At 69.5% G+C, this 26264-nt stretch carries 28 protein-coding genes, 1 tRNA gene and 1 pseudogene; 12 read left to right on the plus strand and 18 right to left on the minus strand.

All coding sequences use genetic code 11. The features are described 5' to 3' along the window. The gene (locus tag AB6732_RS12765) at positions 1 to 1197 is read left to right on the plus strand and encodes a cation:proton antiporter (RefSeq protein ID WP_370960319.1); all 1197 of its coding nucleotides are present in this window, start codon (positions 1 to 3) and stop codon (positions 1195 to 1197) included. 43 nt (positions 1198 to 1240) lie between these two features. On the opposite strand, the gene AB6732_RS12770 is transcribed toward AB6732_RS12765, so the two are convergent. Beyond that, positions 1241 to 2506 carry an MFS transporter gene (locus AB6732_RS12770; protein ID WP_370960320.1) on the minus strand — a complete coding sequence of 422 codons (1266 nt, stop codon included), beginning with the start codon at positions 2504 to 2506 and terminating at the stop codon, positions 1241 to 1243. 202 nt (positions 2507 to 2708) lie between these two features. Between AB6732_RS12770 and AB6732_RS12775 the strand changes: the two genes are divergently transcribed. Then, on the plus strand, positions 2709 to 3215 hold the full coding sequence (locus tag AB6732_RS12775; RefSeq protein WP_066213914.1) for a MarR family winged helix-turn-helix transcriptional regulator: 507 nt from the start codon (positions 2709 to 2711) through the stop codon (positions 3213 to 3215). Between the two features lie 6 nt (positions 3216 to 3221). Here AB6732_RS12775 and AB6732_RS12780 read toward each other — a convergent pair whose 3' ends face one another. Next, positions 3222 to 4427, minus strand: coding sequence for a low temperature requirement protein A (locus AB6732_RS12780; RefSeq protein WP_370960321.1), 1206 nt, complete (start codon positions 4425 to 4427; stop codon positions 3222 to 3224). Positions 4428 to 4600: 173 nt separating this feature from the next. Beyond that, positions 4601 to 4978 carry a VOC family protein gene (locus tag AB6732_RS12785; protein ID WP_370960322.1) on the minus strand — a complete coding sequence of 126 codons (378 nt, stop codon included), beginning with the start codon at positions 4976 to 4978 and terminating at the stop codon, positions 4601 to 4603. A 125-nt stretch (positions 4979 to 5103) separates the two neighbouring features. On the opposite strand from AB6732_RS12785, the gene AB6732_RS12790 reads away from it, so the two are divergent. Beyond that, a complete protein-coding gene (locus tag AB6732_RS12790) occupies positions 5104 to 6012 on the plus strand; it encodes a sigma-70 family RNA polymerase sigma factor (protein ID WP_370960323.1) in 909 nt (302 codons plus the stop codon). Between the two features lie 161 nt (positions 6013 to 6173). Continuing rightward, the gene (locus AB6732_RS12795) at positions 6174 to 6857 is read left to right on the plus strand and encodes a hypothetical protein (RefSeq protein WP_370960324.1); all 684 of its coding nucleotides are present in this window, start codon (positions 6174 to 6176) and stop codon (positions 6855 to 6857) included. A 188-nt stretch (positions 6858 to 7045) separates the two neighbouring features. Here the strand turns inward: AB6732_RS12795 and AB6732_RS12800 are convergent, their stop codons facing one another. Next, entirely contained in the window at positions 7046 to 7675 is a 630-nt protein-coding gene (locus AB6732_RS12800; protein ID WP_370960325.1) for an SGNH/GDSL hydrolase family protein, read from the minus strand. A 267-nt stretch (positions 7676 to 7942) separates the two neighbouring features. On the opposite strand from AB6732_RS12800, the gene AB6732_RS12805 reads away from it, so the two are divergent. The 3 genes from AB6732_RS12805 (at position 7943) to AB6732_RS12815 (ending at position 10567) form a co-directional block, all read left to right on the plus strand. Next, positions 7943 to 8716, plus strand: a complete 774-nt coding sequence (locus tag AB6732_RS12805) for a 3-keto-5-aminohexanoate cleavage protein (protein WP_370960326.1) — start codon at positions 7943 to 7945, stop codon at positions 8714 to 8716. 79 nt (positions 8717 to 8795) lie between these two features. After that, on the plus strand, positions 8796 to 9608 hold the full coding sequence (locus AB6732_RS12810; protein ID WP_370960327.1) for an SDR family NAD(P)-dependent oxidoreductase: 813 nt from the start codon (positions 8796 to 8798) through the stop codon (positions 9606 to 9608). Between the two features lie 251 nt (positions 9609 to 9859). Continuing rightward, positions 9860 to 10567: an RraA family protein gene (locus tag AB6732_RS12815; RefSeq protein ID WP_370960328.1), complete on the plus strand. Its 708-nt coding sequence runs from the start codon at positions 9860 to 9862 to the stop codon at positions 10565 to 10567. Between the two features lie 39 nt (positions 10568 to 10606). Here the strand turns inward: AB6732_RS12815 and AB6732_RS12820 are convergent, their stop codons facing one another. Genes AB6732_RS12820 through AB6732_RS12830 form a run of 3 tightly spaced genes read right to left on the minus strand, consistent with a single transcriptional unit; the run spans position 10607 to position 12564 of the window. Next, positions 10607 to 11506, minus strand: coding sequence for a homocysteine S-methyltransferase family protein (locus AB6732_RS12820; protein WP_370960329.1), 900 nt, complete (start codon positions 11504 to 11506; stop codon positions 10607 to 10609). Between the two features lie 2 nt (positions 11507 to 11508). Beyond that, positions 11509 to 12084 carry a dCTP deaminase gene (gene dcd / locus AB6732_RS12825; protein WP_370960330.1) on the minus strand — a complete coding sequence of 192 codons (576 nt, stop codon included), beginning with the start codon at positions 12082 to 12084 and terminating at the stop codon, positions 11509 to 11511. Positions 12085 to 12108: 24 nt separating this feature from the next. Beyond that, positions 12109 to 12564: an SRPBCC family protein gene (locus AB6732_RS12830; protein ID WP_370960331.1), complete on the minus strand. Its 456-nt coding sequence runs from the start codon at positions 12562 to 12564 to the stop codon at positions 12109 to 12111. A gap of 244 nt (positions 12565 to 12808) precedes the next feature. Here AB6732_RS12830 and AB6732_RS12835 point away from each other — a divergent pair, with 244 nt between their 5' ends. From AB6732_RS12835 to AB6732_RS12845, 3 genes are all read left to right on the plus strand, one after another. After that, a complete protein-coding gene (locus AB6732_RS12835) occupies positions 12809 to 14002 on the plus strand; it encodes an acyltransferase family protein (protein WP_370960332.1) in 1194 nt (397 codons plus the stop codon). A 61-nt stretch (positions 14003 to 14063) separates the two neighbouring features. Next, positions 14064 to 15485, plus strand: a complete 1422-nt coding sequence (locus tag AB6732_RS12840) for a D-alanyl-D-alanine carboxypeptidase family protein (RefSeq protein WP_370960333.1) — start codon at positions 14064 to 14066, stop codon at positions 15483 to 15485. Between the two features lie 101 nt (positions 15486 to 15586). Next, positions 15587 to 15657 (plus strand) — tRNA-Gly (locus AB6732_RS12845). Positions 15658 to 15931: 274 nt separating this feature from the next. Here AB6732_RS12845 and rpsN read toward each other — a convergent pair. The 5 genes from rpsN to AB6732_RS12870 form a co-directional block, all read right to left on the minus strand. Then, positions 15932 to 16237, minus strand: a complete 306-nt coding sequence (rpsN, locus tag AB6732_RS12850; RefSeq protein WP_066213895.1) for a 30S ribosomal protein S14 — start codon at positions 16235 to 16237, stop codon at positions 15932 to 15934. Positions 16238 to 16239: 2 nt separating this feature from the next. Beyond that, positions 16240 to 16410, minus strand: coding sequence for a 50S ribosomal protein L33 (gene rpmG, locus AB6732_RS12855; RefSeq protein WP_066213893.1), 171 nt, complete (start codon positions 16408 to 16410; stop codon positions 16240 to 16242). Continuing rightward, on the minus strand, positions 16410 to 16646 hold the full coding sequence (gene rpmB, locus AB6732_RS12860) for a 50S ribosomal protein L28 (RefSeq protein ID WP_066214183.1): 237 nt from the start codon (positions 16644 to 16646) through the stop codon (positions 16410 to 16412). Before rpmB ends, rpmG begins: the two co-directional genes overlap by 1 nt. Before the next feature lie 307 nt (positions 16647 to 16953). Next, positions 16954 to 17763, minus strand: a complete 810-nt coding sequence (locus tag AB6732_RS12865; RefSeq protein ID WP_370960334.1) for an SGNH/GDSL hydrolase family protein — start codon at positions 17761 to 17763, stop codon at positions 16954 to 16956. A 10-nt stretch (positions 17764 to 17773) separates the two neighbouring features. Then, positions 17774 to 18274, minus strand: coding sequence for a MarR family winged helix-turn-helix transcriptional regulator (locus tag AB6732_RS12870; protein WP_066213888.1), 501 nt, complete (start codon positions 18272 to 18274; stop codon positions 17774 to 17776). 269 nt (positions 18275 to 18543) lie between these two features. Between AB6732_RS12870 and aztD the strand changes: the two genes are divergently transcribed. Continuing rightward, complete coding sequence (gene aztD, locus AB6732_RS12875; protein ID WP_370960335.1) at positions 18544 to 19869, plus strand: zinc metallochaperone AztD; 1326 nt, start codon at positions 18544 to 18546, stop codon at positions 19867 to 19869. An 80-nt stretch (positions 19870 to 19949) separates the two neighbouring features. After that, complete coding sequence (locus tag AB6732_RS12880; RefSeq protein ID WP_370960336.1) at positions 19950 to 20246, plus strand: YciI family protein; 297 nt, start codon at positions 19950 to 19952, stop codon at positions 20244 to 20246. Between the two features lie 15 nt (positions 20247 to 20261). Here AB6732_RS12880 and AB6732_RS12885 read toward each other — a convergent pair. From AB6732_RS12885 to AB6732_RS12910, 6 genes and pseudogenes are all read right to left on the minus strand, one after another. Next, positions 20262 to 21029, minus strand: a pseudogene (locus tag AB6732_RS12885) (SGNH/GDSL hydrolase family protein); the annotation flags it as partial. Positions 21030 to 21037: 8 nt separating this feature from the next. After that, positions 21038 to 21880, minus strand: a complete 843-nt coding sequence (locus AB6732_RS12890; RefSeq protein ID WP_370960337.1) for an SGNH/GDSL hydrolase family protein — start codon at positions 21878 to 21880, stop codon at positions 21038 to 21040. 210 nt (positions 21881 to 22090) lie between these two features. Beyond that, the gene (locus AB6732_RS12895) at positions 22091 to 23149 is read right to left on the minus strand and encodes a siderophore-interacting protein (RefSeq protein WP_370960338.1); all 1059 of its coding nucleotides are present in this window, start codon (positions 23147 to 23149) and stop codon (positions 22091 to 22093) included. Continuing rightward, a complete protein-coding gene (locus tag AB6732_RS12900) occupies positions 23146 to 23958 on the minus strand; it encodes an ABC transporter ATP-binding protein (RefSeq protein ID WP_066213879.1) in 813 nt (270 codons plus the stop codon). Before AB6732_RS12900 ends, AB6732_RS12895 begins: the two co-directional genes overlap by 4 nt. Beyond that, positions 23955 to 25124, minus strand: a complete 1170-nt coding sequence (locus AB6732_RS12905) for a FecCD family ABC transporter permease (protein WP_370960339.1) — start codon at positions 25122 to 25124, stop codon at positions 23955 to 23957. The genes AB6732_RS12900 and AB6732_RS12905 overlap by 4 nt, the downstream gene beginning before the upstream one ends. Beyond that, positions 25121 to 26263 carry a FecCD family ABC transporter permease gene (locus AB6732_RS12910; RefSeq protein ID WP_370960340.1) on the minus strand — a complete coding sequence of 381 codons (1143 nt, stop codon included), beginning with the start codon at positions 26261 to 26263 and terminating at the stop codon, positions 25121 to 25123. The genes AB6732_RS12905 and AB6732_RS12910 overlap by 4 nt, the downstream gene beginning before the upstream one ends. Between the last annotated feature and the right edge of the window lies 1 nt (position 26264).

Below are 26264 nucleotides of genomic sequence, written 5' to 3' on the forward strand. Positions count from 1 at the left end.
GTGGACCAACTCGCGGTGACCCTGATCGAGTTGGGGGCCGTGGTCTTCGTACTCGGCCTCCTGGCCAGGCTTGCCGGACGGGTGGGCATGTCCCCCATCCCGTTCTACCTCCTGGGCGGACTGGGTTTCGGCGCGGGCGGCATCATCCAGCTCGACGGTGTCCGCGAGTTCAGCCACCTCTCGGGCGAGATCGGCGTGATCCTCCTGCTGCTGATGCTCGGCCTCGAGTACACCGCGGACGAACTGTTCACCGGCCTCAGGAAATCGTGGCAGGCCGGTGTGCTCGACGCCGTGCTGAACGCCATCCCGGGCGCGGCCGTGGCACTCCTGCTCGGCTGGGGTCCGGTCGGCGCGCTCGTGATGGCCGGCGTCACCTACATCTCGTCGTCCGGGATCGCCGCGAAGACCCTGACCGATCTGGGCCGGCTCGGCAACCGAGAAACGCCCGTGGTCCTCTCCGTGCTGGTGTTCGAGGACCTGGCCATGGCCGTCTACCTGCCGATCCTGACGGCCACGCTGGCCGGAGTGGGCTTCTTCGGCGGACTGCAGGCGGTGGCGATCGCGCTGGCGGTCATCACGGTGGTGCTCCTGGTCGCGATGAAGCACGGGCAACGCGTCTCGGCGATCGTGCACAGTGAGAACGCCGAAGTCTTCCTGCTCACGGTGCTCGGGGCGGCCCTCCTGGTGGCGGGACTCGCCTCGGCGCTCCAGGTGTCCGCCGCCGTCGGCGCGTTCATGCTGGGCATCGCCATCTCCGGAGCGACGGCGCACAACGCCACCCGGATGCTGGAACCGCTGCGGGACCTCTTCGCCGCCATCTTCTTCGTGGCGTTCGGCCTCAGCACCGACGCCACGTCCATCCCACCGGTCCTCGGCTGGGCGCTGCTCCTGGCCGTCGCGACCACCGCCACCAAGATGCTCACGGGCTGGTGGGCCGCAGGACGGGCCGGGATCGGCAAGCCGGGCCGGGTGCGTGCGGGCGCGGCCCTGGTGGCCCGCGGCGAGTTCTCCATCGTCATTGCGGGCCTGGCGGTCGCCTCCGGCGCGGTGCCGGACCAGATGGCCGCCCTCGCCTCGTCCTACGTGCTCATCATGGCGGTGCTCGGACCGCTCATCGCCCGGTTCATCGAAAGCTGGGCGAAGCCCTTCATCAAACCCCGCAAAGCACCGGTGGCCGGAGCCGGAACCTCAGTCTGAGGTCCGGTTCCGGCCACCGTCGGGTCGCTGCGGCGAGTCGGCGTCAGGCGGCGAGCGCCTCGTCCGACCGCACCGGGATTCCGGCCCGTGCCCGTGCCGCGAGCACCTGACGGATGCGCCAGGCCGCGAAGATCGCCACCACGCTGATGACCAGGTGCATGATCAGGAACGCGTCCCCGAGTCCCGCACCCAGCAGCACTCCCGCGATCAGCGGACCGGCCGCGGAGAACGCCGTCTGCAGCGCGGCGACCACGCCCAGAGTCTGGCCGACCATGCCCGCGGGCGCCAGCGACGCCGTGAGCGGGTTCAGCACCGGGCTGTAGACCGTCTCCCCCACGGCGAAGATCCCGTACGTCATGACGAACAGCGCCGACGCGATCCCGGGCATGAACTGCGCCACCGAGAGCAGCAGCCAGGACACCAGCCAGACCGAGCCGACCGCCATGAGCAGGGTCGCGGCGGGCCGCTTGGCCGTCAGCTTCACGACGACGAGCTGCAGCGCCACGATCACCAGGCAGTTCACGGCCGCCGCGGTTCCGATCACCGACGGTTCGGCGTTCAACACCGTGAGCGCGTAGGCCGGCAGCCCGGACTCGAACTGTGCGTAGAACCCGAGGGCGAGGGCGATCGTCACGACGGCGGTCCAGCGCATGGCGGGGTCCGCGAAGATGAGCCGCAGGGCGCCACGGCGGCGGCCGCCGTCGTCGAGCGCCTGGTCAGTGGTGGAGGCGACGCCGTCGAGCACCGGGGCGGCGCCGCGGCCGAGGCCCCCGGCGAGGGCGATGATCGCCGAGGAGATCACGAAACCTCCGGCGGCCATGAGGAAGCCGACGGTCAGGCCGTCCGCGCGGCCGAGGTCGACCACCAGGCCGGCCAGGAACGCACCCGCGGCCATGCCGAGGGACTCGCCCGTGAACTTGTAGGCGAAGACCTTGCGACGGTCGGCGCTGGAGGACCACTCGAGCGCGAGCACCTGCTTCGCGGGGACCGCGCCGGAGAGGCCGAGGCCGAACACCAGCATCCCCAGCAGGAAGGTGGCCGGCTCCTGGACGACCATCAGGGAACCGACCGCCACCGCGCCGATCAGCTGTGCCAGCACGGCCACCAGGACCGGGTTGAAGCGGTCCGCGAGCCGCCCGGCCACCGGCGAGGCGAAGAGCGCGCCGAGGGAGAACAAGGAGGCTGCCGCGGCGGCCAGCAGGGCGCCCCAGCCACGCGTTTCCGCGGCATAGGCGTACTGATAGGGAAGAACGGCTCCCCAGCCGAGAGAACCGATGGCGGACGCGAGGATCAAAAGCTTCGCGCGCATGAGTGCACCCCCTTGGGTCTGATGAAGGAACGATGTCCGGTGAAGGACAGGTGGTGTCGAACGTCCTGTGGTCAACAGGCCCCGTGCTCAACAGGACGGGCCGCCCTCATTCCCTCCGGAGTGAGCGCGGCCACATTTATTCGACTTCGAATATTTCGATATCGAAATATTACCACATCGAAGTTCGTGAGAGAATCCCTGAATGCCCCCTCGCAAGCCCAGTGCCCAGGAAGAACACCGCCGGAGCGTCGCGGCCTATGTCGCGGCCGGCGGCGAGGAGACGGTGCAGCGGGTCATCACCGCCGTGCAGTCCCTCAACCGGAAGCTGGATCAGTGGTACGCCCGTCAGCTGGCCGATCTGGACGTCACGGCCGGCGAATGGGGCGTGGTCACCGCGCTGGTGAAGGCGAAGGAGCCCCTCACGCCGAGTCAGCTGGCCGACCTGAGCAACGTCGCACCGTCATCGATGACGCATCGCCTGGACAAGCTCGCGCTGCGCGGGCTGGTCGAACGCACGCAGGACCCCGGCAACCGCACCCGGGTGTTCGTGAGCCTCACCGAGGAGGGCCGCCAGCTCTTCAACCTCGCGATCAAGGGGTCGAGTGTCGTGGAGACGGACGTGCTTCAGGACCTCAGCAGCCCGGAGATGAAGGAACTGGCCCGGATGCTGGAGGTCGTGATCGCGCGACTGGATGACATCGAGGCATAGGCGCCCTCAGGCCTCGGCGCCTTCGGCCTCCTCGGATATCTCCTCCGACGCCGCCACGGTGGCGGGCAGTTCCAGCAGCACGACCAGCAGAATCATGACCACGGCGGCTGCCGCCATGGAACCGAGCGTGTTCTCCCCCGGCACCAGGGCACAGGCCGCCAGGAGCACGGTCAGCGCCAGGAAGACCATGCTGATGGTCCGCGGCAGAGACTTCCTCAACGTGACGAACCAGGTGGTGAACACGAAAAGCGCGATCGGCACAGTGAGGGTGGCGGCCGCGGCCACCCGGCCGAGTTCGGCGTGACCGTCCGCGAAGTCGATCGCCACCTCGATCCCGGCGGAGAACGATGCGGCGGCCGCGAAGACCAGGTAGTGGCTGTAGCCGAAAGTCAGACTGTTCCGCAAGGAGCCGAAGTGCTCGTGATGCTCGCGGGAGAAGTAGATCCACCACATCCCCGCCGCGAGGACCAGACCGCACGCGGCGATCGGCAGCAGCACCCCGAAGTGCTCCTGCGCCCCGGCGGCATCCACGATCGCCCCGGTGGACGCCAGGATCGACTCGCCCAGCACGATCAGCGTGAAACAGCCGTACCGTTCGGCGATGTGGTGAGGATGCCAGGGCGTGGTCCGCGCCGACTCGGCCCACACGGGGACGGCCACCTCAGCCAGCACCAGGACCAGGAAGCCCCAGATCCCGACCTCCGCCGGCAGCAGGAGCCTGAGCAGCCACAGCACCTGGACCACGGCCACCCCGCCGGCGTAGCGCAGTGCGGTGACCCTGAGTTCCGGGCTGGATGCCGCGGCCCGGAGCCACTGGCAGACCAGCGGCACCCGCATCACGAGGTACCCCAGGGTCGCGACGGTGAAATCACCCTCGGACATCGCCGCCCCGACGCCGCCGGCCAGGACCAGGGCACCGGCCATCTGGATGATCGTCAGGATCCGGTAGAGCCAGTCATCCGTGTCGAAGGAGGTGGCGAACCAGGTGAAGTTCATCCACGCCCACCAGATGCCGAAGAACACCAGGAGGAAGGCCACCAGCCCCTCCCCCACGTGGTTCTCGGCGTAGAAGTGGTGCAGCTGCGCGGAGATCATCGACACCGCCACCACGAACACCAGATCGAAGAACAGTTCCAGGGGGCTCGCGGCGCGGAACGTCTCGAAAGGGTCGCGGGGCTTCATGCGCCGGAGTCCAAGTCGGGCGGTGCTCATGTGCGGTTCTCCCTGCGCGAGGCCGGGGCGGTTCGCCCCGGGTTCCGGATCGGTTCTGCCTCCCAAGATATAGAACCCGTGCAAGCCGACGACGTTCCGGGCCCGGAAACGCCGGTATCCCCTGGTCTCCGCACGGCGGAACCAGGGGACACCGTGAACGGCACAGCGTCGCTTCAGGCGAAGTTGCCGATCTCCAGGACGAGGCCGCCGGGTGCGCGGACGAAGGCGGCGCGCTGGCCCCATTCGCGGTCGGTGGGCTCCACGAGCGATTCGGCGCCCCCGGTGACGGCCTGCTGGTAGGCGGCGTCGACGTCGTCGGCGACGAAGCTGAGCACGCCCGTGACCCGGCTGGGATCGGCGACCTCGAGCGGCTGCCCGGCCAGGTGGTTGCCGGCGGCCTCCAGGGTGCCGAAGGCGAGCTTGGTGTCGCCCGCGGCGACCTCGGCGTAGCCCTCGCCGTAAACCTGGGTCTGCAGTCCGAAGGCGGTGCCGAAGAAGTCGGCGGCGGCCTTGGCGTTGTCGACGTAGAACATGCTCTTGGCGTAGCGCATGGGATTCTCCTTCAGGATCGATACGGGCACTTCCCGCATTCACCCTCTTGACGTCTGGGCGGTCGAAGATGTGACATGGCCAGGGCGGCGCGTCACATCCGCCGCCCGCCGGACGTCGAAGAGGCATGGAGAACATGGAATCCGAGCTCGAACTCGCCACCCGCTTCGACCAGGAGCGCCCCCGCCTGCTGGGCATCGCCCAGAGGATCCTCGGACCGTCCGGCCCGCTCGGCGCCGAGGACGCCGTCCAGGAGGCGTGGTTCCGGCTCGCCCGCCTGGACGACGACATCGACAACCTCCCCGCGTGGCTCACGACCGTGGTGAGCCGCATCTGCCTCGACGCCCTCCGCTCCCACGCACGGCACGAGGCGCTGGCGGAGACGCTCGCCGAGCAGCTCGACGAGGTCGCGCCCGGACCGGAGGAACAGGCGCAGCTGGACGACTCGCTGAGCGTGGCGCTCCTGGTCGTCCTCGACACGCTGAGCCCGGCCGAGCGGGTGGCCTTCGTGCTCCACGACCTCTTCGGCGCACCGTTCGAGGAGGTCGCCGCCGCCACCGGGCGGTCCGCCGCGGCTGCGCGGCAACTGGCCAGCCGCGCACGACGCCGGGTGCGCGGCCAGGCGGGACCGGAACCGTCGGCGTCGTCGGACGTCGCTCCCGAGAGCCCGACGGCGGAGGAAGCGGACGGCGCGCGGGCGCCCCGGGCGGTCGTGGAGGCGTTCATGACGGCGGCGAAGGGCGGCGACCTGGCTGCGCTGGTCAAGCTGCTGGATCCCGACGTCGTCATGACCTCCGATGCGGCCGCCGCGGCGATGGGATCGCCGGCCCTCAAACTCGGACGAGACGAGGTGTCCGGCTTCTTCAACGGCAAGGCCAAGGCTGCCCGCTTCGCGATGCTCGGCGGCGAGCCCGGCCTCGTGTGGCAATACCGCGGCGTGGTCCAGGTGGCCTTCACCTTCCAGCTCCGCGACGGCGTCATCCACGCGGTGCGCCTCATCGGCGACCGCGAGGAACTGGACCGGCTGACGGCGTAGGGCGCGGTCCGGCATCGTGACCTGCACTGTCCCGTTCCTGCGGTGCGTGCCGCGTTGTGTGCTCAGTTGTTGCGGGTCATTCCGTCGAGAACCCGCAACAACTGAGCACACAACCTTCCATGGCCGGCCCTTACAGTCAGCAGATCGGAGAGACTGGGACCATGGATGACATCCTCGCCGCCATCCCCGCCGGAGCCGACCACCACCAGGCCGACCGCGCGTTCCGGTCCGCCGGATGGACTCCGTGCGGCGCGGGCGACTGGGCCATCGCATTGCGGTCCCCGGACGGACACCTGGTCGCACGGATCAGCCCCTTCGACCCGACCGGCCCCTACACCGCGGCACTGTACCGGGCGGCCGCTCACACGGGCCAGGTTCCCCGGCTGCACGCACACCGCAGGCTTGCCGGGGGCGGTGACCTTCAGGTCATGGAGTGGCTCGCTCCGGCGTCCGAACGGGAGGCAGCCGACTTTCTCCGGGCCGTGTCAGATGGCACAGCACCGGCTGAAGAACTTTCCCGGATCGTCCGCGAAGTGCACGCTCAAGCGGTCGCGAACCTGCCTTGGTGTGGCCCGCTGGACGAGAATCCGGCCAATGTCATGCGCGGTGACGATGACCGCCTCGTCGTGACGGACCTCTTCTACGCGGATGGCCCCGCACTCTACGCCCAGGCCGCGGCGGACCCCGAGGCGTTCGTGGCGAGGATGCCGGAGGAGGGACGCCGCTTCATGACGGAGATCCCTCTCGCGACGTCCGGTCCCTGGCCTGACACCGAACGGGAGGCACTGCGCGCGGCCCTTGTGGAGGCCGACAGGAGAGGCTCTCGGCGTAGAGCTCCAAGCTGAGAGCCCACCGATCCACGGGGTGAGCGAGCAGGCCAAGACCACTTCCGAGGTGTGCCAGGGGACGCTTCAAGCGGTCGCCGGCACGTTCCATCCTGCACTCTCCATACTGACATTCAGATGACGGATGCGCGGGCGACTGCGCCGTGCCCTCGGCCTGGTGCGCTCTCGCAGGGAATCAGAACTGAGTGTCAAGGACGTTCTTCGAGCACGCCCAGGCCCAGGGCACGCAGCGTGGTGTTCGCCATTTCGCGGTGACCTACGCTGTTGGGATGGGTGTGATCGTCCATCCAGGGAGTCGGGAGCGCGCGACCGAAATGCTCCTGCCAATGCCGTTCGTGATCCACAAGCGTCGTACCGAGCGCATTGGCGACGCTGCGCACGCGTTCCGCGTAGTGAGGCAGGGTGCGGCGGCGGTTCTCAGGCGCGTCGGGCATCGTGAGGACCGGGGTGTGAAGCACGACCTGAGCCCCTAGTTCCTGGGCCCGGCGGGAGAGGGCCGCCAGCTGGGTTTCGAAGGCGTCCAGGTGCCCGTCTCCCGAGTGTGCGTCGTTCGTGCCCAGCGCGATGCTGACCACTTGCGGGGTGAACCGGCCGATCAAGTGGTCGAACCGTTCCGCGATGAGGGGGACGGTCCATCCCGAAACGCCCGTGTTGATCACCACGTCGTCGAGGCGATCACGTTCCCACCGAATGCGCTCATGGACCAGCTCGACCCAGGAGCGCGCTCCGTGCGTGTGATACACGCCTTGTGTGATGCTGTCGCCGGTGAAGACCCAGGTTGCACCCGCGGGCAGCGAAGAAAAGTCCGTGTGCGTCATGACGGCGGTAACGGCCGTGATCCGCGCCCTATTCCGTTTGCGGTCGTGCTGGACCGCGTCTCAGAAAGGCCGCACTCGTTGGAGCATCTTGATGTCTCCATGCTCGAAGAGGCCGGCGGCTCGCGCTCGTCGGAACGGGTCTTCATTCCCGCCCCGCCGTTGATTGGCGGCCGCCTGCGCCTCGTTTCGGCAGCACGCACGCCAGAAAGGTATCTCTTTGCGGGCTGGACTGCAGTGGCCGGTCGGCGACGCCGGGTTCCGTGATGAATGACCGCCAACGGTGTGTGCGAAACTGGCCGCATGCCCTTGAAAGCCTGCATCAACGGTGCTCGGCGCCCTTCCGAGCACGCAGCATTGCCGGTCTCCGCAGAACAAGCGGCCACGGAGGCGCTGGCGGTCCTTTCGGCGGGTGCGGACGGCGTCCATCTTCACGTGAAGGATGAGCACGGTGCGGACACGCTAGCCGCCCAGCCGTTGGCCCTGGTTCTCGACGCGGTGAGCGACAAGGCTCCGAACCTGCCCATCGGGGTGACGACGGGTGCGTGGGCGCTGCCCGATCCGGCCGCTCGGATCGCCGCCATCCGGTCCTGGGACAAGCGGCCTGACTTCGCCTCCGTCAACTGGCACGAGGACGGCGCCGATGAGGTGGCCCGGGCACTCCTGGATCTCGGGGTCGAGGTTGAAGCCGGGCTGTGGCATGAGGCCGCAGTGGACCGGTGGGCCAGATCGCCTGTCCGTGATGACTGCGTGCGGGTGCTGCTTGAGCTTCCTGATGGTCCTGGACCGTCCGCCACCGTAGCGATGGCTCGACAATTGCTCGCCCGCGTTCGACCCGTGACAGGCGATCGGATACCAGTGCTCCTGCACGGCGAAGGAAGCAGCTGCTGGCCGGCATTGAAAGAAGCCGCGCGGCTGGGGCTGCCCACACGCATCGGCCTGGAGGACACCTTGGTGTTGCCGGACGGCAGTCCCGCACCCGACAACGCTGCACTGGTGCATGCTGCGCTGCGGCTGATCGACGCAGAGCGCTCGCTAGGATGAAACAAACGGGGCAGCCGGAATGTTTTCGTGCCCCCTGCTGAGACCAGCGCACCATCATCGGGCACGTGAAAGGGACACCATGACGCACTCGAACCGCCCCCTGGCCGTCGTCACCGGGGCCACCGGAGGAATCGGCCGCGACATCTGCCGCCTGCTGGCCCGCGAGGGATATGACATCGTGGCGCAGTACAACTCCCAGCACGACAGGGCGGAGCAGCTGAAGAGCTCCCTCGAGGAGCTCGGAGCGCACTGCGCCACGGTGTCGTGCGACCTGGGAACCCCCGAAGCCATCGACGCCGTGGACACAGCCGTCGAGGAAGCGCTCAGCAGCACCGGCGGCGAGCTGAAGGCGCTCGTCAACAACGCTGCCATGCTGCTCGGACCATCACTGAGCAGCGCCACGCACGAGCAGTTCGACGCCTACATGGCGGTGAACGTCCGCGCCCCCTTCTTCCTGGCACAGAGGCTTTCGCTCCGGATGCCGCCGGGCGGCGCCATCGTCAACGTGTCCTCCGCGGGCGTGCACTTCTCCTGCCCCGACGACATCGTGTACGCGATGGGCAAGGCGGCGCTCGAATCCATGACGTTCCACGCGGCCGAGTCGCTGGCGGAACGCGGCGTCCGCATCAACGCGGTGATCCCCGGGTTCACCGACAACGGTCACGAGCTGTTCAGCATCCCCGAGGCGCGCGCCCACATGTCGACGTTCGCGGTGCAGGGTGACGTCGCAGATCCGTCCGTGGTGGCCGAAGCCGTGCTGTTCCTGCTGTCCGGCCGTTCCTCACGGACCACCGGGACCACCCTCGACGTCAGCGGCGGCAGCACCCTGGGGGCCCGGCCCCGCTCCGCGGAGAACCTCACGCTCCTCGCTCTGCAAGGCCAGGGCGCCTGACGGGGGCACGACGCCGGCCGCGACCACGCGTTGTGTGCTCAGTTGTTGCGGGTGTTCCGCCCTGGGACCCGCAACAACTGAGCACACAACGGATGGCGGTCCCCCGGACCCCGCCACGTGGCCAGTGATTCCAACTGGCTACATCTTTCGAGGCCAATTTCGGCGAGACTTGCTCCGTGGCGCTGCGCCGGCATCCCCTCACGGGCGGCCCGCCACGCGAATGATCCCGGCATCATGAAGGAGCCCCCGGCATGGACAGCGAGCAGCTGCGACAGGCGTATCAGGACCTCAGCACCCCGCACGTCGCCGACGCGTGCCTGCGCCTCGGCATCGACGTCCGCTTCGCGCCCACCGGCACGACGGCACCCTGGGACGGGGCCGCCGTCGTCGGCCGCGCCCGGCCGGTGCAGCACTTCGGCAGCGCTGACATCTTCCTCGAAGTGATCAACGGCGCCGAACGTGGCGATGTCCTGGTCGTGGACAATGGCGGCCGCGCGGACGAGGCGTGCGTCGGCGACCTGGTCGCCCTCGAAGCCAGCCAAGCGGGACTGGCCGGGGTCGTCATCTGGGGACTGCACCGCGACACGTCGGAGCTCCGGGCGATCCAGTTGCCGGTCTTCAGCCTGGGCGCGCTGCCGGCCGGGCCGCAGCGCCTCGATCCGCGGACCCCGGACGCCATGGAATCGGCGCGCTTCGGCGACCATGTGATCACGGCGGACGATTTCGTCCTGGGCGACGACGACGGCGTCCTCTTCGTCCCGCTCGACCGCGCCGCAGAAGTGGCGGAGACCGCCGCGGCGATCCGCGAGACCGAACGCGGCCAGGCCCTCAGGATGCTGCAGGGCACGAGCCTCAGGCAGCAGACCGACTTCGACGGATACCTCGCAGCCCGCGCCGCGGACCCGGATCTGACGTTCCGCCGTTACCTCCGGGCGGTCGGCGCGGAGATCGAGGAGTAGGCCGGGACCTGGGCGGACAGCCCGCGGCACCCCGAGGAGTCAGCTCAGCCGCTCCCGCAGGACGTCGAGATGCTCCGGACCGATTCCGCAGCATCCGCCGATGATCGACGCACCCTGCTCGCGCCACCGCTCCGCCCAGCTCAGGTATCCGGCCGGGTCGAGGTCCTCCCGGAGCTCATCGAGGCCGTCGTTCGCCGTCGCGTCCTCGGGCTGCGGCGGGAAGGCGTTCGCGTAGACACCCAGCTCCAGCTCAGCCCCCAGCCGCTCGACGACGGCGCCCGCCTCAGCAAGGGCCGCCCCCATGACCTCAGGCCGGCTGCAGTTGAACAGCAGCGCTGCGGCTCCCAGAGCGACGGCCGTTTCAGCAGCCTCGGCCACGCTTTCGCCGGAGCGCAGCACGGCCGGGCCGTCCTCCTGCTCATCGCGGAGGGTGAAGGAGATCCAGAAGGGCAGGCCGTCCTCGGGAAGGCCGTCCTTGACGGCACGGGCTTCGGCGAGGGACCCCTGGGTCTCGGCGAGCCACAGGTCCACGTGCCCGGACAGGCCCGCCACGAGGGGAGCCAGCACCTCCGGCGCCCGCTCGGCGTCGAAGAGATCAGGGCGGTAGGAGCCGAACAAGGGCGGCAGGGAGCCCGCGACGCGCACGCCCGGGGCTCCGGCGTCGTCGGCCGCGGCACGCGCCAGACGGCCCGCCCGCTCGGCCAGTGTCCGCGCCTGGGCCGCGAAGACGTCCTCGCCCAGGTGGAAGGGGACGAGGGCGTAGCTGTCGGTAGTGATGACCCGCGCGCCGGCGCCGATGAAGTCCTCGTGGACGGCCTGGACGTGCTCCGGCGCCTCCATGAGGGCGAGCGCGGACCATTCGGGTTGCCGGAAGGGCGCGCCGCGGCGTGCCAGCTCACGGCCCATGCCGCCGTCCAGCAGCGTCAGGGGAGCGGGCACCCTCAGATGTCCGTCCGGTGGAAGTTCAGGTGGCTGCGGGAGGCGGTGGGACCGCGCTGGCCCTGGTACCGGTTGCCGTACTCGCGGGAGCCGTACGGGTGCTCGGCGGCCGAGGTGAGCTGGAAGAAGCAGAGTTGGCCGATCTTCATGCCGGGCCACAGCTTGATGGGTAGCGTCGCGACGTTCGAGAGCTCCAGGGTGACGTGTCCCGAGAATCCGGGGTCGATGAACCCTGCGGTCGAGTGCGTCAGCAGGCCGAGGCGGCCCAGCGAGGACTTGCCTTCGAGGCGGGCCGCGATGTCGTTCGGGAGGGTCACGGTCTCGAAGGTGGAGCCGAGCACGAACTCGCCGGGGTGCAGGATGAAGGGTTCGTCGCCTTCCACCTCGACCAGGCGGGTCAGCTCGGGCTGCTCCTGCGCCGGATCGATGTGCGCGTACTTGTGGTTGTCGAAGAGGCGGAAGAACCGGTCCAGCCGGACATCGACGCTGGAGGGCTGCACCATGGAGGGCTCGAAGGGGTCCAGGGCGATGCGCCCTGCGGCCAGTTCGGATCGGATGTCGCGGTCAGAGATCAGCACAGTCTCAAAAATACCGCACCGGGCTCAGGCCACGCGTTCCAGGGGCGTCTCGAGGACTTCTTTGAGACGCTCCAGCTGGCGGACCTCCTGCTCGAGGATGCGCTGAGAATCGCGCCAGTAAAAGCGGCGGAAGCCCCGCGGCGTGAAGTCGAGCGCGTACCGCACGCGGGTGGAGTCACCTTCAGTGCTCAGGTAATACCCGCCACGCGTGCCCACCGGCCCGTACAGCACGGCGAACTCCAGCTCGGCGCCACTGCGGGAGGCGGTGATCCGGTAGGTGCCCGGGATGCTGCTGGCGGAGCCGTGCTCGTACGACTGCTGGTAGACGGCGCCTACGGCACCCGGCGCCCCGCTGCGCAAGATGACGGAGCGCAGGCCCTCCCGCCACCGGGGATTGTTGGCCCCGTCAGCGAGGAAGCTGAAGACAGAGAGCGCATCACAACGGATGAGCACATCATGCGAAGCATGCACCACTGCCATAGTCCTTCCTCGAGAGTCGTCAACAGCCCGTATCCCCCGATCAAGGCACAAAAAGAATACGTTTCACTTGCAGGTACAACCAGGACTTCCGGCCAGGTTTTACCGAATGGTTATCCTTGAAGGAGCGCATCACCCGGGGAAATCACCGGGTGCGATGCACTTGAGCCCGTCCGGGACCCGGATGAAGATGCCGTCAGGCCACGGCTCGCCCTCCGCTCGAGAGCCCGAAATGGACCCCGCACCCGTGAGCTACGTTTCCCCCACCACTGAACGTTCCGAACCATCGCTGCCTGACCGTCAGGGCGGCGAAGTCCGGCGTCCACGCCTGGATTCTCTGACCGGTTTGCGGTGGTGGGCCGCGTTCGGCGTGTTCTTCTTCCACATGCGTGTCTTCGCGCCGGTACCGGTCCTCAATCATCTGGCGGTGTTCGGCAACTATGGGGTCGCGTTCTTCTTCATCCTCTCCGGTTTCGTGCTGACGTGGTCGGCACAGCCGGGGACGACCACGGGGACGTTCTGGTGGCGGCGGTTCGCCCGGATCTATCCGGCACACTTCGTGGCTCTGCTCCTCGCCGTCCCCGTGTTCTACAGCTTTGCCCCGGACCCGCACGACTGGTGGGTCAAGCCGTTCTCCGCCGTGCTCCTCCTGTCGGTCCTTCTCATCCAGGGCTGGTGGCTCTCTCCCGGCATCCTGTTCTCGGGCAACCCGGCGGCCTGGACGCTCACCGTCGAGTTCTTCTTCTACTTCATCCATCCCTGGATCAATCGCGGCCTCCGCCGGCTGTCCTCCCGTGGGGCGCTCGTGGCCACCCTTGCCGTGGTGGTGGTGATGGTTCTGTACCGGGTGGGTCTCATCGTCGCGCCGGGATCCTGGCTGGCCCATCTTCCGGTTCCCCTCGCCAGGGTTTCGGAATTCCTCCTCGGGATGGGGGTCGCTCAGATGATGCTCACGGGGCGCAGGTTCCGGATCCCCGCATGGCTCTGCTTCTCCCTCGGAGCGGCATTCGTCCTGTGGCAGGCCACCGCTGTTGTCAAGAAGTGGCACGACCCGTTCAGTCACTGGGGTGCCGTGTTCTCCAACGAGATCATCATTGTGCTCTTCGCCCTCACCATCGGCGCCGTGGCGGGGAACGACATCCGGCAGAAGCCGTCCTGGCTGAGATCGCGGCCCCTGGTCCGTCTCGGCGAGTGGTCCTTCTGTTTCTATCTGGTCCATGCCACCGCCATGTACGTCTTCATGGAGGTTTTCGGGCCCCAGAAGCAGTCCGTGTCGAATCTCTTGTGGTGGTATCCCAGTGTCTTCGTCGTCGCCCTGGTGGCGGCATGGGCGCTGCACGCCGTGGTGGAGAAACCACTCGAACGCCGGATGCGCCGCTGGTGGGACCGGCGGCAGGCGTCCAAAACCGCGGGAGCGGTCCCGGAAATCCGACACCCCTGACCTCTCGCCGTACGCCATCAGGGGGAGCATGATGGGTGGTGGCACATAAAGGGGGTCCACGATGTCGAGCGTTCGCCGCGTCATCAGCCACAGCACCGTCCGCACCGCATTCACCGTCATGCTTCTCACCCTGGCGCTGGCCTTCAGCTTCACGACGCCGGCGCACGCCACGGGGAATCCGCTCCCCTCCGTGGATCCCTCACCGTCCGCGTCCAGCATCTCGGTGCTGGTCAACAAGCAGCGGCCCCTCAACCCCTCGCAGTACTACCCGTCCGATCTGGTGAACTTCCGGGGAACCGGGCAGTATCTGCGCGCTGAGGCGGCGGCTTCGCTGAACACTCTTTTCACTGCGGCCTCCGCCGCAGGTAAACCCCTGACCGTCGTCAGTGCTTTCCGGAGTTACCAGACCCAGGTGAGCACGTACAACTACTACGTCAGCCAGTACGGCGAGGCGTACGCCAGCACGATCTCCGCCCGCCCCGGCTACAGCGAGCACCAGACGGGCCTGGCCGTCGACGTCGGCAACACCTACAACTGCGGCCTCAGCACCTGCTTCGGCAGCACGCCGGAGGGCCGATGGGTGGCCGCGAACGCGTGGCATTACGGGTTCATCGTGCGGTATCCGAACGGCTACACCGGGACCACAGGGTATGCCTACGAGCCCTGGCATCTGCGCTATGTGGGCTTCAACGTCGCCTCTGACATGCGGTCGCGGTCCATCCCAACCCTGGAACAGTACTTCGCCGGCAACCCCGCCCGCACGGCCACGGTGAAGAGCGGCGCCGACATCCTGGCCGTGGACGGCGGGGGGAACCTCCGGCCGTACCGTGCCGCCGGTGGCGCCCTGGCGGCGGCCGGGGTCGTAGGCGGCGGCTGGTCCGGCTTCGGGGAGGGACACGTGGTCGACTGGACCGGGGATGGCATTTACGACATTGTGGCCGTCGCCAAGGACGGCGGACTCTACCTGTTCCGGGGTGCCGCGGGTGGCACCTTCGCACCTGCGCAGCGGATCGGCCAGGGGTGGTCCGGGCTGACACTCGCGACCGGACGGCTGCGGAACGGGCAACGCCCCGGGATCCTGGCCTACAACAGCGCCGGGAATCTCTACTATTACGCCAACACGACGGGCGGCGTACCCGCCTCCGCCCAGCTCATCGGGCACGGCTGGAAGGGCGCCGCCCTGACCCTCACGGACTTCAACGGCGACGGCCGAGTCGATCTTCTGGCCCGCACATCCGCCGGCGCGATGCTGCTCTACCCCGGCACGGGCACAGGCACACTCGGCCCGTCCAGGGTTGTCGGCAGCGGCTGGCAGGGATTCACGGCCCTCGTGGCGGACTACGGTTTCGCCGGTCCGGGCTCGCGCGGCGTGATGGCCCGCAAGGCCGACGGCGGCCTGGTGTACTACGGCTTCCGCAGCGGCCAGTGGCTGCCGGCCCGCACCGTGGGACAGGGCTGGGGATCCCTCAACATCTTCCGCTGAGCGGCTTCCCGCGAGCCAGGATCTGGCACCCGGACAGGATTCGCACCCGACGCCGGGCTGCGCTAAGCTGAGGCGTGCTGCCACGGCTTGGCCCTGGCCGCGGGGCTGTAGCTCAATGGTAGAGCACCTGCTTCCCAAGCAGGTGACGCGGGTTCGATTCCCGTCAGCCCCTCGCTTCCGAAGGCCCCCGCTCCTCGAGCGGGGGCCTTTCGCGTGCCCGACAGCAGGCACCCGACAGCAGGCAGGGGACGCGCCGCCCGGCCGGCGGCCGACGTCGGGGGTTCGTGCCGACGTCGCCGGCTGCAGGCCGTGCGTTCGGCAGGATCCCCCCGAACTCGGCGGCCCAGATCCGGCGCGGCGGACCCGGGCACGCGAAAGGCCGGCCATCCATGCGGATGACCGGCCTTTCAGTCTCAGGTGGAAGCGACCCTCAGAGGGTCACGGTCCTACCAGGAAGACTTGGTGATGCCCGGCAGCTCGCCCTTGTGGGCCATGTCGCGGAAGCGGACACGGGAGATGCCGAACTTCTGGAAGGTGCCACGGGGGCGGCCGTCGATGGCGTCGCGGTTGCGGACGCGGACGGGGGAAGCGTTGCGGGGCAGCTTCTGGAGACCCAGGCGGGCCTCTTCGCGTGCCTCGTCGGTCGCGTTCGGGTCGACCAGGGTCTTCTTGAGCTCGAGGCGCTTGGCAGCGTAGCGCTCAACGATGACCTTGCGCTGCTCGTTACGAGCAATCTTGGACTTCTTCGCCATGTTTAGCGCTCCTCTCGGAATTCGACGTGCTGGCGCACAACCGGGTCGTACTTCTTCAGGACCAGACGGTCCGGGTCATTACGACGGTTCTTGCGCGTCACGTAGGTGTAGCCGGTGCCCGCGGTGGACTTCAGCTTGATGATCGGACGTACGTCCTTGTCCTTCTTTGCCATTAGAGCTTCACCCCACGAGCCAGAATCTCGGCGACAACAGCGTCGATACCGCGCTGGTCGATGACCTTGATGCCCTTGGCAGAAACCTGCAGGGTCACGTTACGGCGCAGGGACGGAACCCAGTAGCGCTTCTTCTGGATGTTCGGGTCGAACCGACGCTTGTTGCGGCGGTGCGAGTGCGAAATGCTGTGCCCGAAGCCCGGCTCGGCCCCAGTCACCTGGCAGTGTGCTGCCATGATCGACTCCTCGATGTTCAGTGATACCGGGATGGTTTTCCTTCCCGGGCGCCGCCGTCGCGTCCACGCACGTCACCCCTGAAAGGATGAGCACGGGAAACAGAAATGGCTGACTTGAGCCCCTAACTACCGGCGAGCTTGACCGCGAGGTCCGCTGCAAGCCGGAGCAATCAGGCACACTTCACACAACTGAGCGCCTATCAAGTCTACGGGGCCGCGTCAATTAAGGCCAATCAGCGTGTTTCGCCCGTACGACGACGGCGGGTGGAGCCGCCGTCGCGACCGGCCGTCCGGCGCGGTCCCCGGCTCAGTCTCCCAGAGCGCGCGGGTCCACCAGCACCGGATAACGGGGGCTCAGCGAATCCCCGGAGGAGGTCCCTGTCAGGCGGCGCTTGATCCAGGGCACGGCCTCGTCCCGAGTCCACGCCGCGTTGGCCTTGAGCGCCTCGGCCCGGGGGACGACGGGCGCCGCAGGGAGGAGCGGAGGCGTGAACGGCCCGGGCTCGGCGCCGGGCGTCTGGACCCCGCGCAGGCGGTGGAACACCCGTTCGGCCATGTTCTGATGCCCCAAGGTGGACATGTGCATGCGGTCCACGCCCCAGAGGCGCCAGTCGTTGTACTCGGCGAAGCGCCAGTAGTCCACCACGGTCGCGTCGTGGTCCTCGGCGATGCCCCGCACCAGTTCGTTGTAGATCGCCGTCCGGCCGCGCATGGCCCCGAACACCTTGGAGGAGCGGGCGTCGAAGCCGGTGAAGAGCAGCACCTGCGCGCCGGATTCCCGGAGGCGCGCGACGGCCCGCCCGTAGTCGGCCAGGAGCGCGTCGATGTCGATCTTGGGCCGGAGGATGTCGTTGGCGCCGGAGTAGATGCTCACGAGCGTGGGTTTCATCGCGAGGGCCGGCTCGATCTGCTCAGCCAGGATCCCGCGCATCTTGCGCCCGCGGATCGCCAGGTTCGCGTAGCCGACCCCGCCGTCGTCGGACGCGTCCCGGGCGAGCAGTGCGGCGAAGCGGTCCGCCCAGCCGCGCACGCCGTTCGGGCGGGTGGGGTCGGCGTCGCCGACGCCTTCCGTGAAGGAGTCGCCCAGAGCCACGTAGCGGGTGGTGAAGTCGGTCATGGTCCCTCTTTCAGCGGCCTTCCTGGAGTTCGCGGCCTTCGCGCAGGATCCAGTGGTCGCAGTTCAGGCGCTCCACGATCCGTTCGCCGACGCGGGCCAGGTCTTCCACGTCCTGCTCGTCGAGAGCGTCGAACACCAGCTCCCGCACCACTTCGACGTGTTCCGGGGCGAGCCGGGTCAGGGTCTGGAAACCTTCGTCCGTCAGATGCGCCACCGTGACCCGGGCGTCTTCGGGATGCGACTCGCGCTGGACCCAGCCACGGCCCTGGAGCTTGGTGACGACGTGGGAAAGGCGGGAGAGCGACGCGGAGGTCCGGGCAGCCAGCTCGCTCATGGCCAGGTACCGTCCATCGGCCTCGGAGAGCATGGCCAGGACGTTGTAGTCGAACAGGGAGAGACGGCCCCGCGTGTTGAGGTCCGTGTCCAGCGCTGCGGGCAGGAGCGTGCTCACGCTCACCACCGCCAGCCAGGCGCGCCGCTCAGCCGGCGAGAGCCACCGTACATCCTTCATAGGGAGATTCTATGTGCACTGACGGGCGAGGTCAGGGCCGGATTTCCCAGTCTGGCACCGGAGGCACGGGAGCGGCGGCTCGGGCGGGCCTGGTCGGGACGGACGGCGACGTCGGCACGGCCCGGCCTTTCGGATTCATCGCAACTTCATCGCGACACGAGCGGGGTCCTGGAGCGCTCACGACGGGTATCGTCCGGACGCCCACCCGCCGCCACGTCACGAACCACCGCCGAGTTGAAGAGATAATGAGAATCATTATCATTTAACGAATGACACGCACCCCACCGCAACACGCCCCTGCCCACCCCCGACCGGACTCGCGCCGCGCCAAGCCCTGGCTCACGCTCACCGTGCCGGCCGCCGTCGTCGGGCTGCTGCTCACCGGCTGCGGCACCCCGGCGCCCGCCGCCGGGCCCTCCACCACGAGCACGGCGACGGCGAGCGCGAAACCGCGCGAGGCGGCCGGGCCGACCCCGCGGCTCGTCCTCAGCCACGACGGCGGACTCACCGTCCTCGACGCGAAGACGCTCAAGCCCGTGGGCGGCGCCGAACTCGACGGCTTCCTCCGCCTCAATCCCGCCGGGGACGGCCGCCACGTGCTCGTCTCGACCGGGGACGCCTTCCGGGTGTTCGACGCCGGGGCCTGGTCGGAGCCGCACGGTGACCACTCGCACCACTACACCTCCGCCCCGCGCCTGACCGAGCGCGCGTTCGCCGCCGACCACGCCGGGCACGTCGTGCGGCACGCCGGACGGACGGTCCTGTTCAGCGACGGGTCGGGCAAGGTCGAGTCCTTCGATCCGAAGACCCTCACGGAAGCACTGAAGACCGGGCTTCCCGCCACCTCCGTCTACACCACCCCGCACCCGCATCACGGCGTGGCGGTCGAGCTGTCCGACGGGAAGCTCCTGGTGACCCGCGGCGACGAGAAGTCCCGCAGCGGCATCTCCGTGCTCGGCCCGGCCCCGCGGGGCGGCAGCAGCCAGAACCGACCCGAACTCCTGAAGAACGACGACTGCCCCGGTGTGCACGGTGAAGCGGTCGCCGCGCAGGAGGCCGTGGTGGTCGGCTGCCAGGACGGCATGCTCATCTACCGCGACGGGAAGATCACCAAGGTCGACAGCCCGGACTCCTACGGCCGCATGGGCAACCAGGCCGGGTCGGAGAAGTCGCCGGTGATCCTCGGCGATTACAAGGTGGACCGGAACGTCACCCTGGAGCGCCCCACCCGCGTCTCCCTCGTGGACACCAGGACGGCCACCCTGCGACTGGTCGAGCTGGGGACCAGCTACTCGTTCCGCTCCCTGGGCCGCGGGCCCGCCGGTGAGGCGCTCGTGCTGGGCACCGACGGCGGCCTGCGCGTGATCGACCCGGCGACCGGAAAGATCACCGCGACCATCCCCGTGGTCAGTGCCTGGACCGAATCGGAGACCTGGCAGGACCCCCGCCCGACTCTCCATGTCCACGGCGGCACCGCCTACGTGACCGAGCCCGGAAAACGCACTCTGCACACGGTCGATCTCGCCACGCGCAAGGTCACCGGGAGCACGCAGTTGGAGCACGTCCCCAACGAGATGACCAGCATCGACGGCTGACGCGCGGCAACGCGAAGCCGTGTGACGTGGCCCCGTCGGCACCCTGTCCGACGGGGCCACGGGGCCATTACCCTGGAAGCATGATCGTGGTGTCCCTCAGCTACAAAGTCCCGCTCGACGTGGTGGAGTTCCACATCCCGGCCCACCTGGAGTGGCTGGACGAGTGCTACTCACGCGGGCTGTTCGTGGCGTCCGGCCGCAAATCGCCCCGCACCGGCGGCATCCTGCTGTCCACGGCGGGCCTGGACGAGGTCCGCGCCGCCGTGGAACGCGATCCCTTCAACGTCAACGGCGTGGCCGAGTTCGACATCGAAGAGTTCGTGCCCAATCGGGTCGCCGAAGGGTACGAGGCGCTCCTCCCGCCCGAAGCCGACTAGCCCCGTCACGGGATCCACCGGGCCGGGCACCGGCCAGCGGGGGCCCAGCGCATCGCCGCTGGACACTCCCCGCACCTTGCGCCCGAGCCACGGCGCGAAATCGCGGCGCAGCCACGCGGCGTCGTCCCTCACGCGGCGCGCCAGGGTCGCTTTCGCCTCAGCCCCCGACGACGGCGCCTCCCCCTCCGCGGTCAGGCGCGGCACCCCGAGCACCTCCAGGACTTTGGCCGCCATATAGCGGTGACCCTCCGCGGACATGTGGAGACGATCGGGAGCCCACAGCGCCCGGTCCTGGAATCGCTCGAAGCACCAATAGTCCACCAAGGGGCAGCCGAGCTCGCGCGCGATGCGCCGGACCCGCGTGTTGTACGCGGCATTGCGGAGCTTGAGAGGTTCCAGCAGCGGCGAGAGCGGCACGTTGTAGCCCGTGAACAGGAGCACCTGGGCGCCCGACTCCCGCAGCGTCCGCACGGCCCGTTCCAAGTGGTCGAGCAGGGAGGCGAGGTCGAGGCGGGCCATGAGCAGGTCGTTCCCACCCGCGTAAAAACTGACCAGCGTGGGGTCGAGGGCGAGGGCCGCCTCGACCTGTTCCTCGACGATCCGGTCGAGACGCCGCCCCCGGACCGCCAGGTTCGCGTACTCCGTGCGGGGATTGAAACGGGCGAGCTCCTGGGCCACGCGGTCCGCCCAGCCCCGGCAGCCGTGGGGAAGGTCGGGCGCCGGATCGCCCACGCCCTCCGTGAACGAATCCCCCAGGGCCACGAAGCGGAGGCGGCCGCTCAGATCGAGGATCACAGGCGCTCCCCGTCCGCCGCGGCGTCCAGCAGACGGCGTTCCGCGAGTTTCCTCAGGCCGCCCTTCCGGGGGACCTTCACGGGCTCCGGCCAGCGCGGTCCGAGGGTGTCCCCCAGGGTCACCCCGCGCAGTTTCCGGCCGAACAGGGGCAGCACCCAATCGTGCACCCAGCGGCGCTGGGCGGCCTCCCACTCCCGGAAGCCGCGGGGTGTGGGCGGTTCCCAGTCCTTCTCCTTGATCCGGTGCGGGACGCCGAGCTGCTCCAGGACGCGGGCGGCCAGGTACTTGTGACCGGCCTTGGACATGTGCAGCCGGTCCGTGTCCCACATGCGGGGGTCGCTGTAGGCGTCGAAGCACCAGTAGTCCACGAGGATCGCGTCGTGCTCGGCCGCGATCTCCCGGACCCGCTCGTTGTAGAAGGTGTTGCGCTTCTTGAGGGGTTCCAGGAGGGCGGAGACTTTGACGTCGTAGCCCGTGAAGAGGATGAGTTTGGCGCCCGTGGACGCCAGGGACGCCACGAGTCCCCGGTACTCCTCCATGAGGCGGTCCATGTCGGTGCCGACGTCGAGAATGTCGTTGCCGCCCGCGTAGAGCGAGATGAGCGTGGGGTTCATGGCGAGCGCGGGTTCCAGCTGCTCGTCGATGATGTGGCGGAGGCGCTTGCTGCGAATGGCCAGATTGGCGTACTCCCACCCCGGCTCCGCCTTCGCCAGGCGCTCCGCGACCCGGTCCGCCCAGCCCCGCACTCCATTCGGCATCAGGGGATGACGGTCCCCCACGCCCTCGGTGAAGGAGTCCCCCAGGGCGAGGTACCGTCGCACCCCGTTCTGCTCGGCCACAGCGCCAGCCTAGGGATGCCGGGCGACGAGCACGGAACGTCCACGGAACGGGAGGGTGAACTCGGTCGTTCCGGACGCCCGCCCCCGCCTTGCTGAAACAGTGAGTTCCCGTCGAAACAGTGTGTTGTGGTCACTGTTTCGACGGGAACTCACTGTTTCAGCGGAGCCGAGAGGTTCGGCGGGGAGCAAGGCGCAGTCCGGGATGCAGCCTCAGTCCAGGACGCGGCCGTGGCGCCAGTAGCCCATGAAGGCCACCTGCTTACGGTCGACGCCGGCGTCGCGCACCAGGTAGCGGCGTATCTCCTTGACCACACCGGCCTCCCCGGCCACCCAGGCGTAGAACGGCAGGGCGCCGGCGGGCGCGCCCGGGACGCGCGTCGCCTCCACCTCGGACGGATCCAGCAGCTGCGGGGTGTCCCAGAGGATCTCGGCGTCGATGTTGACGTCCGCGGGCTCGGCGCCCGCCACGGCGGCGCCGGCCTCGGCCCCGAGCCGGGCGTGGCCCGGAAGGGGCACGGCACGGCGCACGGCCTCCTGCAGCACCTCACCATGAGGACGGGAGCGGCCCAGCGAGGCGCCGCGGGCCAGCCACGTGATCTCGACGTCGGCCGCGGTGCGCACGTCCTGGAAGTCGCCGGCTTCCGGGACCTCCAGGAAGGCGTGGCCGCTCATGTACGCCGGCAGGGTCTCCAGGATGGCGCAGATGGCGGGGACCGCGGTCTCGTCGCCGGCCAGGAGCACTCGCTGGGCCAGGCCCGGGCGCCACTCGATGCCACCGTAGGTCTGCGCGGTGATGCAGTGCGCGGCCCGGTTGTTCGGCCCGATGATCGTCAGACGGTCGCCCGCCGTCGCTTGGGCGGCCCAGGTCGCGGCGGGGCCGGCCTCGCCGTCGCCGTGCACGCCGTGCAGCACGAAGTCCACGTCGATCTCCGGGTACGCCGCGTCGAGGCGTGCCTGGCGGACGGAGTAGGTGCGCATCGAACCGCGCTCCTCCTCCGGCAGCGCGAGCCACTGCTGATACCAGCCCTCATCATGCGCGTCGAACTCGGGCAGTTCGGCCCAGCCCTCGGCGGTCCGCGGCGGGATGATCACCTTGATGCGGGCATCCAGCAGCTCGCCGTGCACCCCGAACTGCCGCAGGCTGTACCCGCCGAACGTGATCCGGCGGAAATTGGCGCCCAGATCCTGCACCGCCGTCACCTGAACGGCGAAAGCTATGGCCATGGGTTCGACGGCGGCGGTGCCTGCCGTCACGGACGTTCCACTCATGCGTGGGCCTCCTCGCGTCGGGTGCTGTGGTGCCTGCCGATGGGGACGATCAACGGCGTCCCGGAGACAGGGTCGAGCAGGACCTGGGATTCCAGGCCGAACACCTCGGACACGAGGTCCTGGGTGAAGACTTCCTGGGACGGACCCTGTGCCACGATCCGCCCTTCCTTCATGGCCACCACGTAGTGGGCGTAGCGCGCGGCCAGATTGAGGTCGTGCAGCACGATCGCCACCGTGGTCCCCCGTCGCTGGTTCAGCTCCGTGACCACGTCCAGGACCTCCACCTGGTGGGCCAGGTCGAGGTAGGTGGTGGGCTCGTCCAGCAGGAGCACATCGGTCTCCTGAGCGAGGGCCATCGCGATCCAGACCCGCTGCCGCTGGCCGCCGGACAGCTCGCTCACGGGGCGCTCGGCCAGCTCCAGCGTGCCGGTGACCTCGAGCGCCTGGTGGACGGCGGCGTCGTCGTCCGCGCTGGCGCTCCGGAAGAAGCCCTGGTGCGGGTAGCGGCCACGGCCCACGAGCTCCCGGACCGTGATCGCGTCCGGCGCCAGGGGGTGCTGCGGCAGCAGGCCGAGTTCGCGGGCCAGATCACGGGCGGCACGGGTGTGGATGTCCTTGCCGTCCAGGGTGACCACGCCCTGTGCGGGCTTCAGCAGACGGGACAGGCCGCGCAGCAGCGTGGACTTCCCGCACGCGTTGGCCCCCACGATCATGGTGATCCGGCCCTCGGGCAGCGTGAGGGAGAGGTCCTCCACGATCGCCCGGTCCTGGTACTGGAGCGTGATGTTCTGGGCGTTGAGCCGGCTCATGCCGCCGCCTTTCGTGTCGTACGGTCCGCCCGCTGGGTGCGCCCGGCCGGGGCCACCAGAAGCCAGAGGAGGAAGGGGGCGCCGAGTGCGCCCGTGACGAGGCCCACCGGGAGCACGGAGCCGCCCAGCAGGAGAGGCGCCAGATTGGCGCCCGCGAAGTCCGCGATCACCACGATCGCCGCGCCGCTCAGGGCCGCGGTCGGCAGTCCGGCCCGGGGGTCGAGCTGCCGGGCCAGCGGCAAGGACAGGAAGGCCACGAACGCCAGCGGACCGGCCGCAGCGGTGCCGAACGCCGCGAGCGCGACGGCGACCAGGAGCAGCCCCAGCCGCGCGCGGGGGACGTTGACGCCGAGGCCCGCGGCGGCGTCGTCGCCCAGCTCCAGCACCCGCAACGGCCGGGACAGCCACAGCAGGGCCGGGACCAGCACCACGAGGGCGAGCGCCAGCACCGTTATGCGCTCCCCCGACGCCGGGTTCAGCGACCCGGAGACCCAGAGAAGGGCGTCGGCGGCGGTGCGGATGTCAGTGCGCGCCATGAGGAACTGCACCACGGCCTGAAGAGCCGCACCCACCCCGATCCCGGCCAGGATGAGCCGGAGACCCGCGTTGCCGCCGCCCAGGCCGCCCCTCGAGAGCGAGTAGATCAGCAGCGCCACCACGAGGGCGCCCACCAGCGCGGCCACGGAGACGGCGACCCCGGACGCGCCGAACAGCACGATCGCCGCCACGGCACTCGCGCTCGCGCCGGAGCTCACGCCGATCACATCGGGGCTCGCGAGCGGATTGCGGAGCATGGTCTGGAAGGTCGCGCCGGACAGGCCGAACGCGAGCCCCGCCAGGGCGCCGAGGACGGCGCGCGGGATCTTGTTCTCCAGCACGATGAAACTGGCCCCGGGGATCCCCGGTTCGCCGCGGAGATTGCTCACCACGATCGTCACCAGGTCCGGGAACGTCACCGTGTAACTGCCGAGCAGGACGTACCCGAGCACGAGCAGCGGCACCAGGATCGCCAGGACCGCGGTCAGCGGCCGCACACGGCGGCGGGCCTCACGCGGCGAGCGCACGACGGCGGCGGGGGCCTCCGCGCCGCCGGCCCGCGGGTGACCGCTCGCCGTAGCCGTGGAACCGGGGCCCGAGACCCGCGGATCCGTGAGAGCCGGGCTCATACGCCCACCCCCTTGCCGCGTCGGAGGAGCAGGACGAAGACGGGAGCGCCAATCAGTGCAGTCAGGACGCCGGCCGGGATCTCGCCCGGCAGCACGACCACGCGGCCCAGGACGTCCGCCACGAGCACCAGGGCCGGGGCGGCCAGGAGCGTCGTCCCGAGGAGCCAGCGGTGATCCGGGCCCGTGAAGCGGCGCAAGGCGTGCGGGACGACCAGGCCGACGAAGCCGATCGGCCCCGCCACGGCCGTGGCCCCACCGGCCAGCAGCACCACGGAGATGCCTGCCACCGCACGGGTCAGGCCCACGCGCTGGCCCAGGGCGCGGGCCGCGTCATCGCCCATGGCCAGGCCGTTGAGCGGACGGGCCATGCCGAGAGCCAGGACGGCGCCGACGGCCAGGAAGGGAAGCGCGGGGAGGACGGCGTCCCATTCGCGCGCGGCCACACTGCCGAGCTGCCAGAAACGGAAACGGTCCAGGGTGTCCTGCCGGGTCACGAGGGCCATGCTCATGAGGGAGTAAAGCCCGGCGGAGAGGGCGGCGCCGGCGAGGGCGAGGGACAGCGGGGTGGGGCCGGAGCCGCTTCCGCCCTGGGCGCGTCCGGCGAGCGTCGCCAGGACGTAGACCAGGACCATGGCCACGGCCGCGCCGATCAAGGCGACCCAGAGGTATGCGCCCACGGTGGCGAGGCCCAGGAACTGGATGCCGAAGACCACGGCGCACGCGGCGCCTGCGTTGACGCCGAGGATTCCTGGATCGGCCAGGGGGTTGCGGGTCACGCCCTGCATGAGGACGCCCGCCAGGCCGAGCGCGGCACCCGCGACGACGGCCAGCACGGTGCGCGGCAGGCGCGACAGCACGACGGCCTGGTCACCGTTGCCGGGGTCCGCGGCCGGTGAGAACGCGTGGCCGAGGGCGTCCAGGACCTCGGGGAACGGCACGGCCCGCGCGCCGACCGCCAGGGAGGCCAGGCAGGCCAGCCCCAGCAGGACGGCGAGGGTCAGCAGGAGGAGGCCGCGGCGTCGCGCGTCGCGGCCTTCCCCTGTGGTGGCCTTCCCCGGGGACGACGGAGTCGTGAGGCGCTGCACGGCGTCATCTCCGGTGTCCGTCCCCGAGGAGGGCCGTGCCTGGGTGAGGGACACG

This window comes from Arthrobacter sp. RCC_34 (genome assembly GCF_041360795.1).
GTDB lineage: Bacteria > Actinomycetota > Actinomycetes > Actinomycetales > Micrococcaceae > Arthrobacter_E.

Bases quoted from the DNA above. Each gene is read 5' to 3' on its own strand.
- AB6732_RS12880 (WP_370960336.1), top strand. From the start codon at position 19,950: ATGATCGTGGTGTCCCTCAGCTACAAAGTCCCGCTCGACGTGGTGGAG.
- rpmG (WP_066213893.1), bottom strand. From the start codon at position 16,410: ATGGCAAAGAAGGACAAGGACGTACGTCCGATCATCAAGCTGAAGTCC.
- AB6732_RS12800 (WP_370960325.1), bottom strand. From the start codon at position 7,675: ATGACGCACACGGACTTTTCTTCGCTGCCCGCGGGTGCAACCTGGGTC.
- AB6732_RS12805 (WP_370960326.1), top strand. From the start codon at position 7,943: ATGACCGCCAACGGTGTGTGCGAAACTGGCCGCATGCCCTTGAAAGCC.
- AB6732_RS12790 (WP_370960323.1), top strand. From the start codon at position 5,104: ATGGAGAACATGGAATCCGAGCTCGAACTCGCCACCCGCTTCGACCAG.
- AB6732_RS12870 (WP_066213888.1), bottom strand. From the start codon at position 18,274: ATGAAGGATGTACGGTGGCTCTCGCCGGCTGAGCGGCGCGCCTGGCTG.
- AB6732_RS12815 (WP_370960328.1), top strand. From the start codon at position 9,860: ATGGACAGCGAGCAGCTGCGACAGGCGTATCAGGACCTCAGCACCCCG.
- AB6732_RS12775 (WP_066213914.1), top strand. From the start codon at position 2,709: ATGCCCCCTCGCAAGCCCAGTGCCCAGGAAGAACACCGCCGGAGCGTC.
- AB6732_RS12785 (WP_370960322.1), bottom strand. From the start codon at position 4,978: ATGCGCTACGCCAAGAGCATGTTCTACGTCGACAACGCCAAGGCCGCC.
- AB6732_RS12895 (WP_370960338.1), bottom strand. From the start codon at position 23,149: ATGAGTGGAACGTCCGTGACGGCAGGCACCGCCGCCGTCGAACCCATG.
- AB6732_RS12780 (WP_370960321.1), bottom strand. From the start codon at position 4,427: ATGAGCACCGCCCGACTTGGACTCCGGCGCATGAAGCCCCGCGACCCT.
- AB6732_RS12810 (WP_370960327.1), top strand. From the start codon at position 8,796: ATGACGCACTCGAACCGCCCCCTGGCCGTCGTCACCGGGGCCACCGGA.
- AB6732_RS12900 (WP_066213879.1), bottom strand. From the start codon at position 23,958: ATGAGCCGGCTCAACGCCCAGAACATCACGCTCCAGTACCAGGACCGG.
- AB6732_RS12865 (WP_370960334.1), bottom strand. From the start codon at position 17,763: ATGACCGACTTCACCACCCGCTACGTGGCTCTGGGCGACTCCTTCACG.
- AB6732_RS12830 (WP_370960331.1), bottom strand. From the start codon at position 12,564: ATGGCAGTGGTGCATGCTTCGCATGATGTGCTCATCCGTTGTGATGCG.
- AB6732_RS12905 (WP_370960339.1), bottom strand. From the start codon at position 25,124: ATGAGCCCGGCTCTCACGGATCCGCGGGTCTCGGGCCCCGGTTCCACG.
- AB6732_RS12770 (WP_370960320.1), bottom strand. From the start codon at position 2,506: ATGCGCGCGAAGCTTTTGATCCTCGCGTCCGCCATCGGTTCTCTCGGC.
- AB6732_RS12795 (WP_370960324.1), top strand. From the start codon at position 6,174: ATGGATGACATCCTCGCCGCCATCCCCGCCGGAGCCGACCACCACCAG.
- rpsN (WP_066213895.1), bottom strand. From the start codon at position 16,237: ATGGCGAAGAAGTCCAAGATTGCTCGTAACGAGCAGCGCAAGGTCATC.
- rpmB (WP_066214183.1), bottom strand. From the start codon at position 16,646: ATGGCAGCACACTGCCAGGTGACTGGGGCCGAGCCGGGCTTCGGGCAC.
- aztD (WP_370960335.1), top strand. From the start codon at position 18,544: ATGACACGCACCCCACCGCAACACGCCCCTGCCCACCCCCGACCGGAC.
- AB6732_RS12840 (WP_370960333.1), top strand. From the start codon at position 14,064: ATGTCGAGCGTTCGCCGCGTCATCAGCCACAGCACCGTCCGCACCGCA.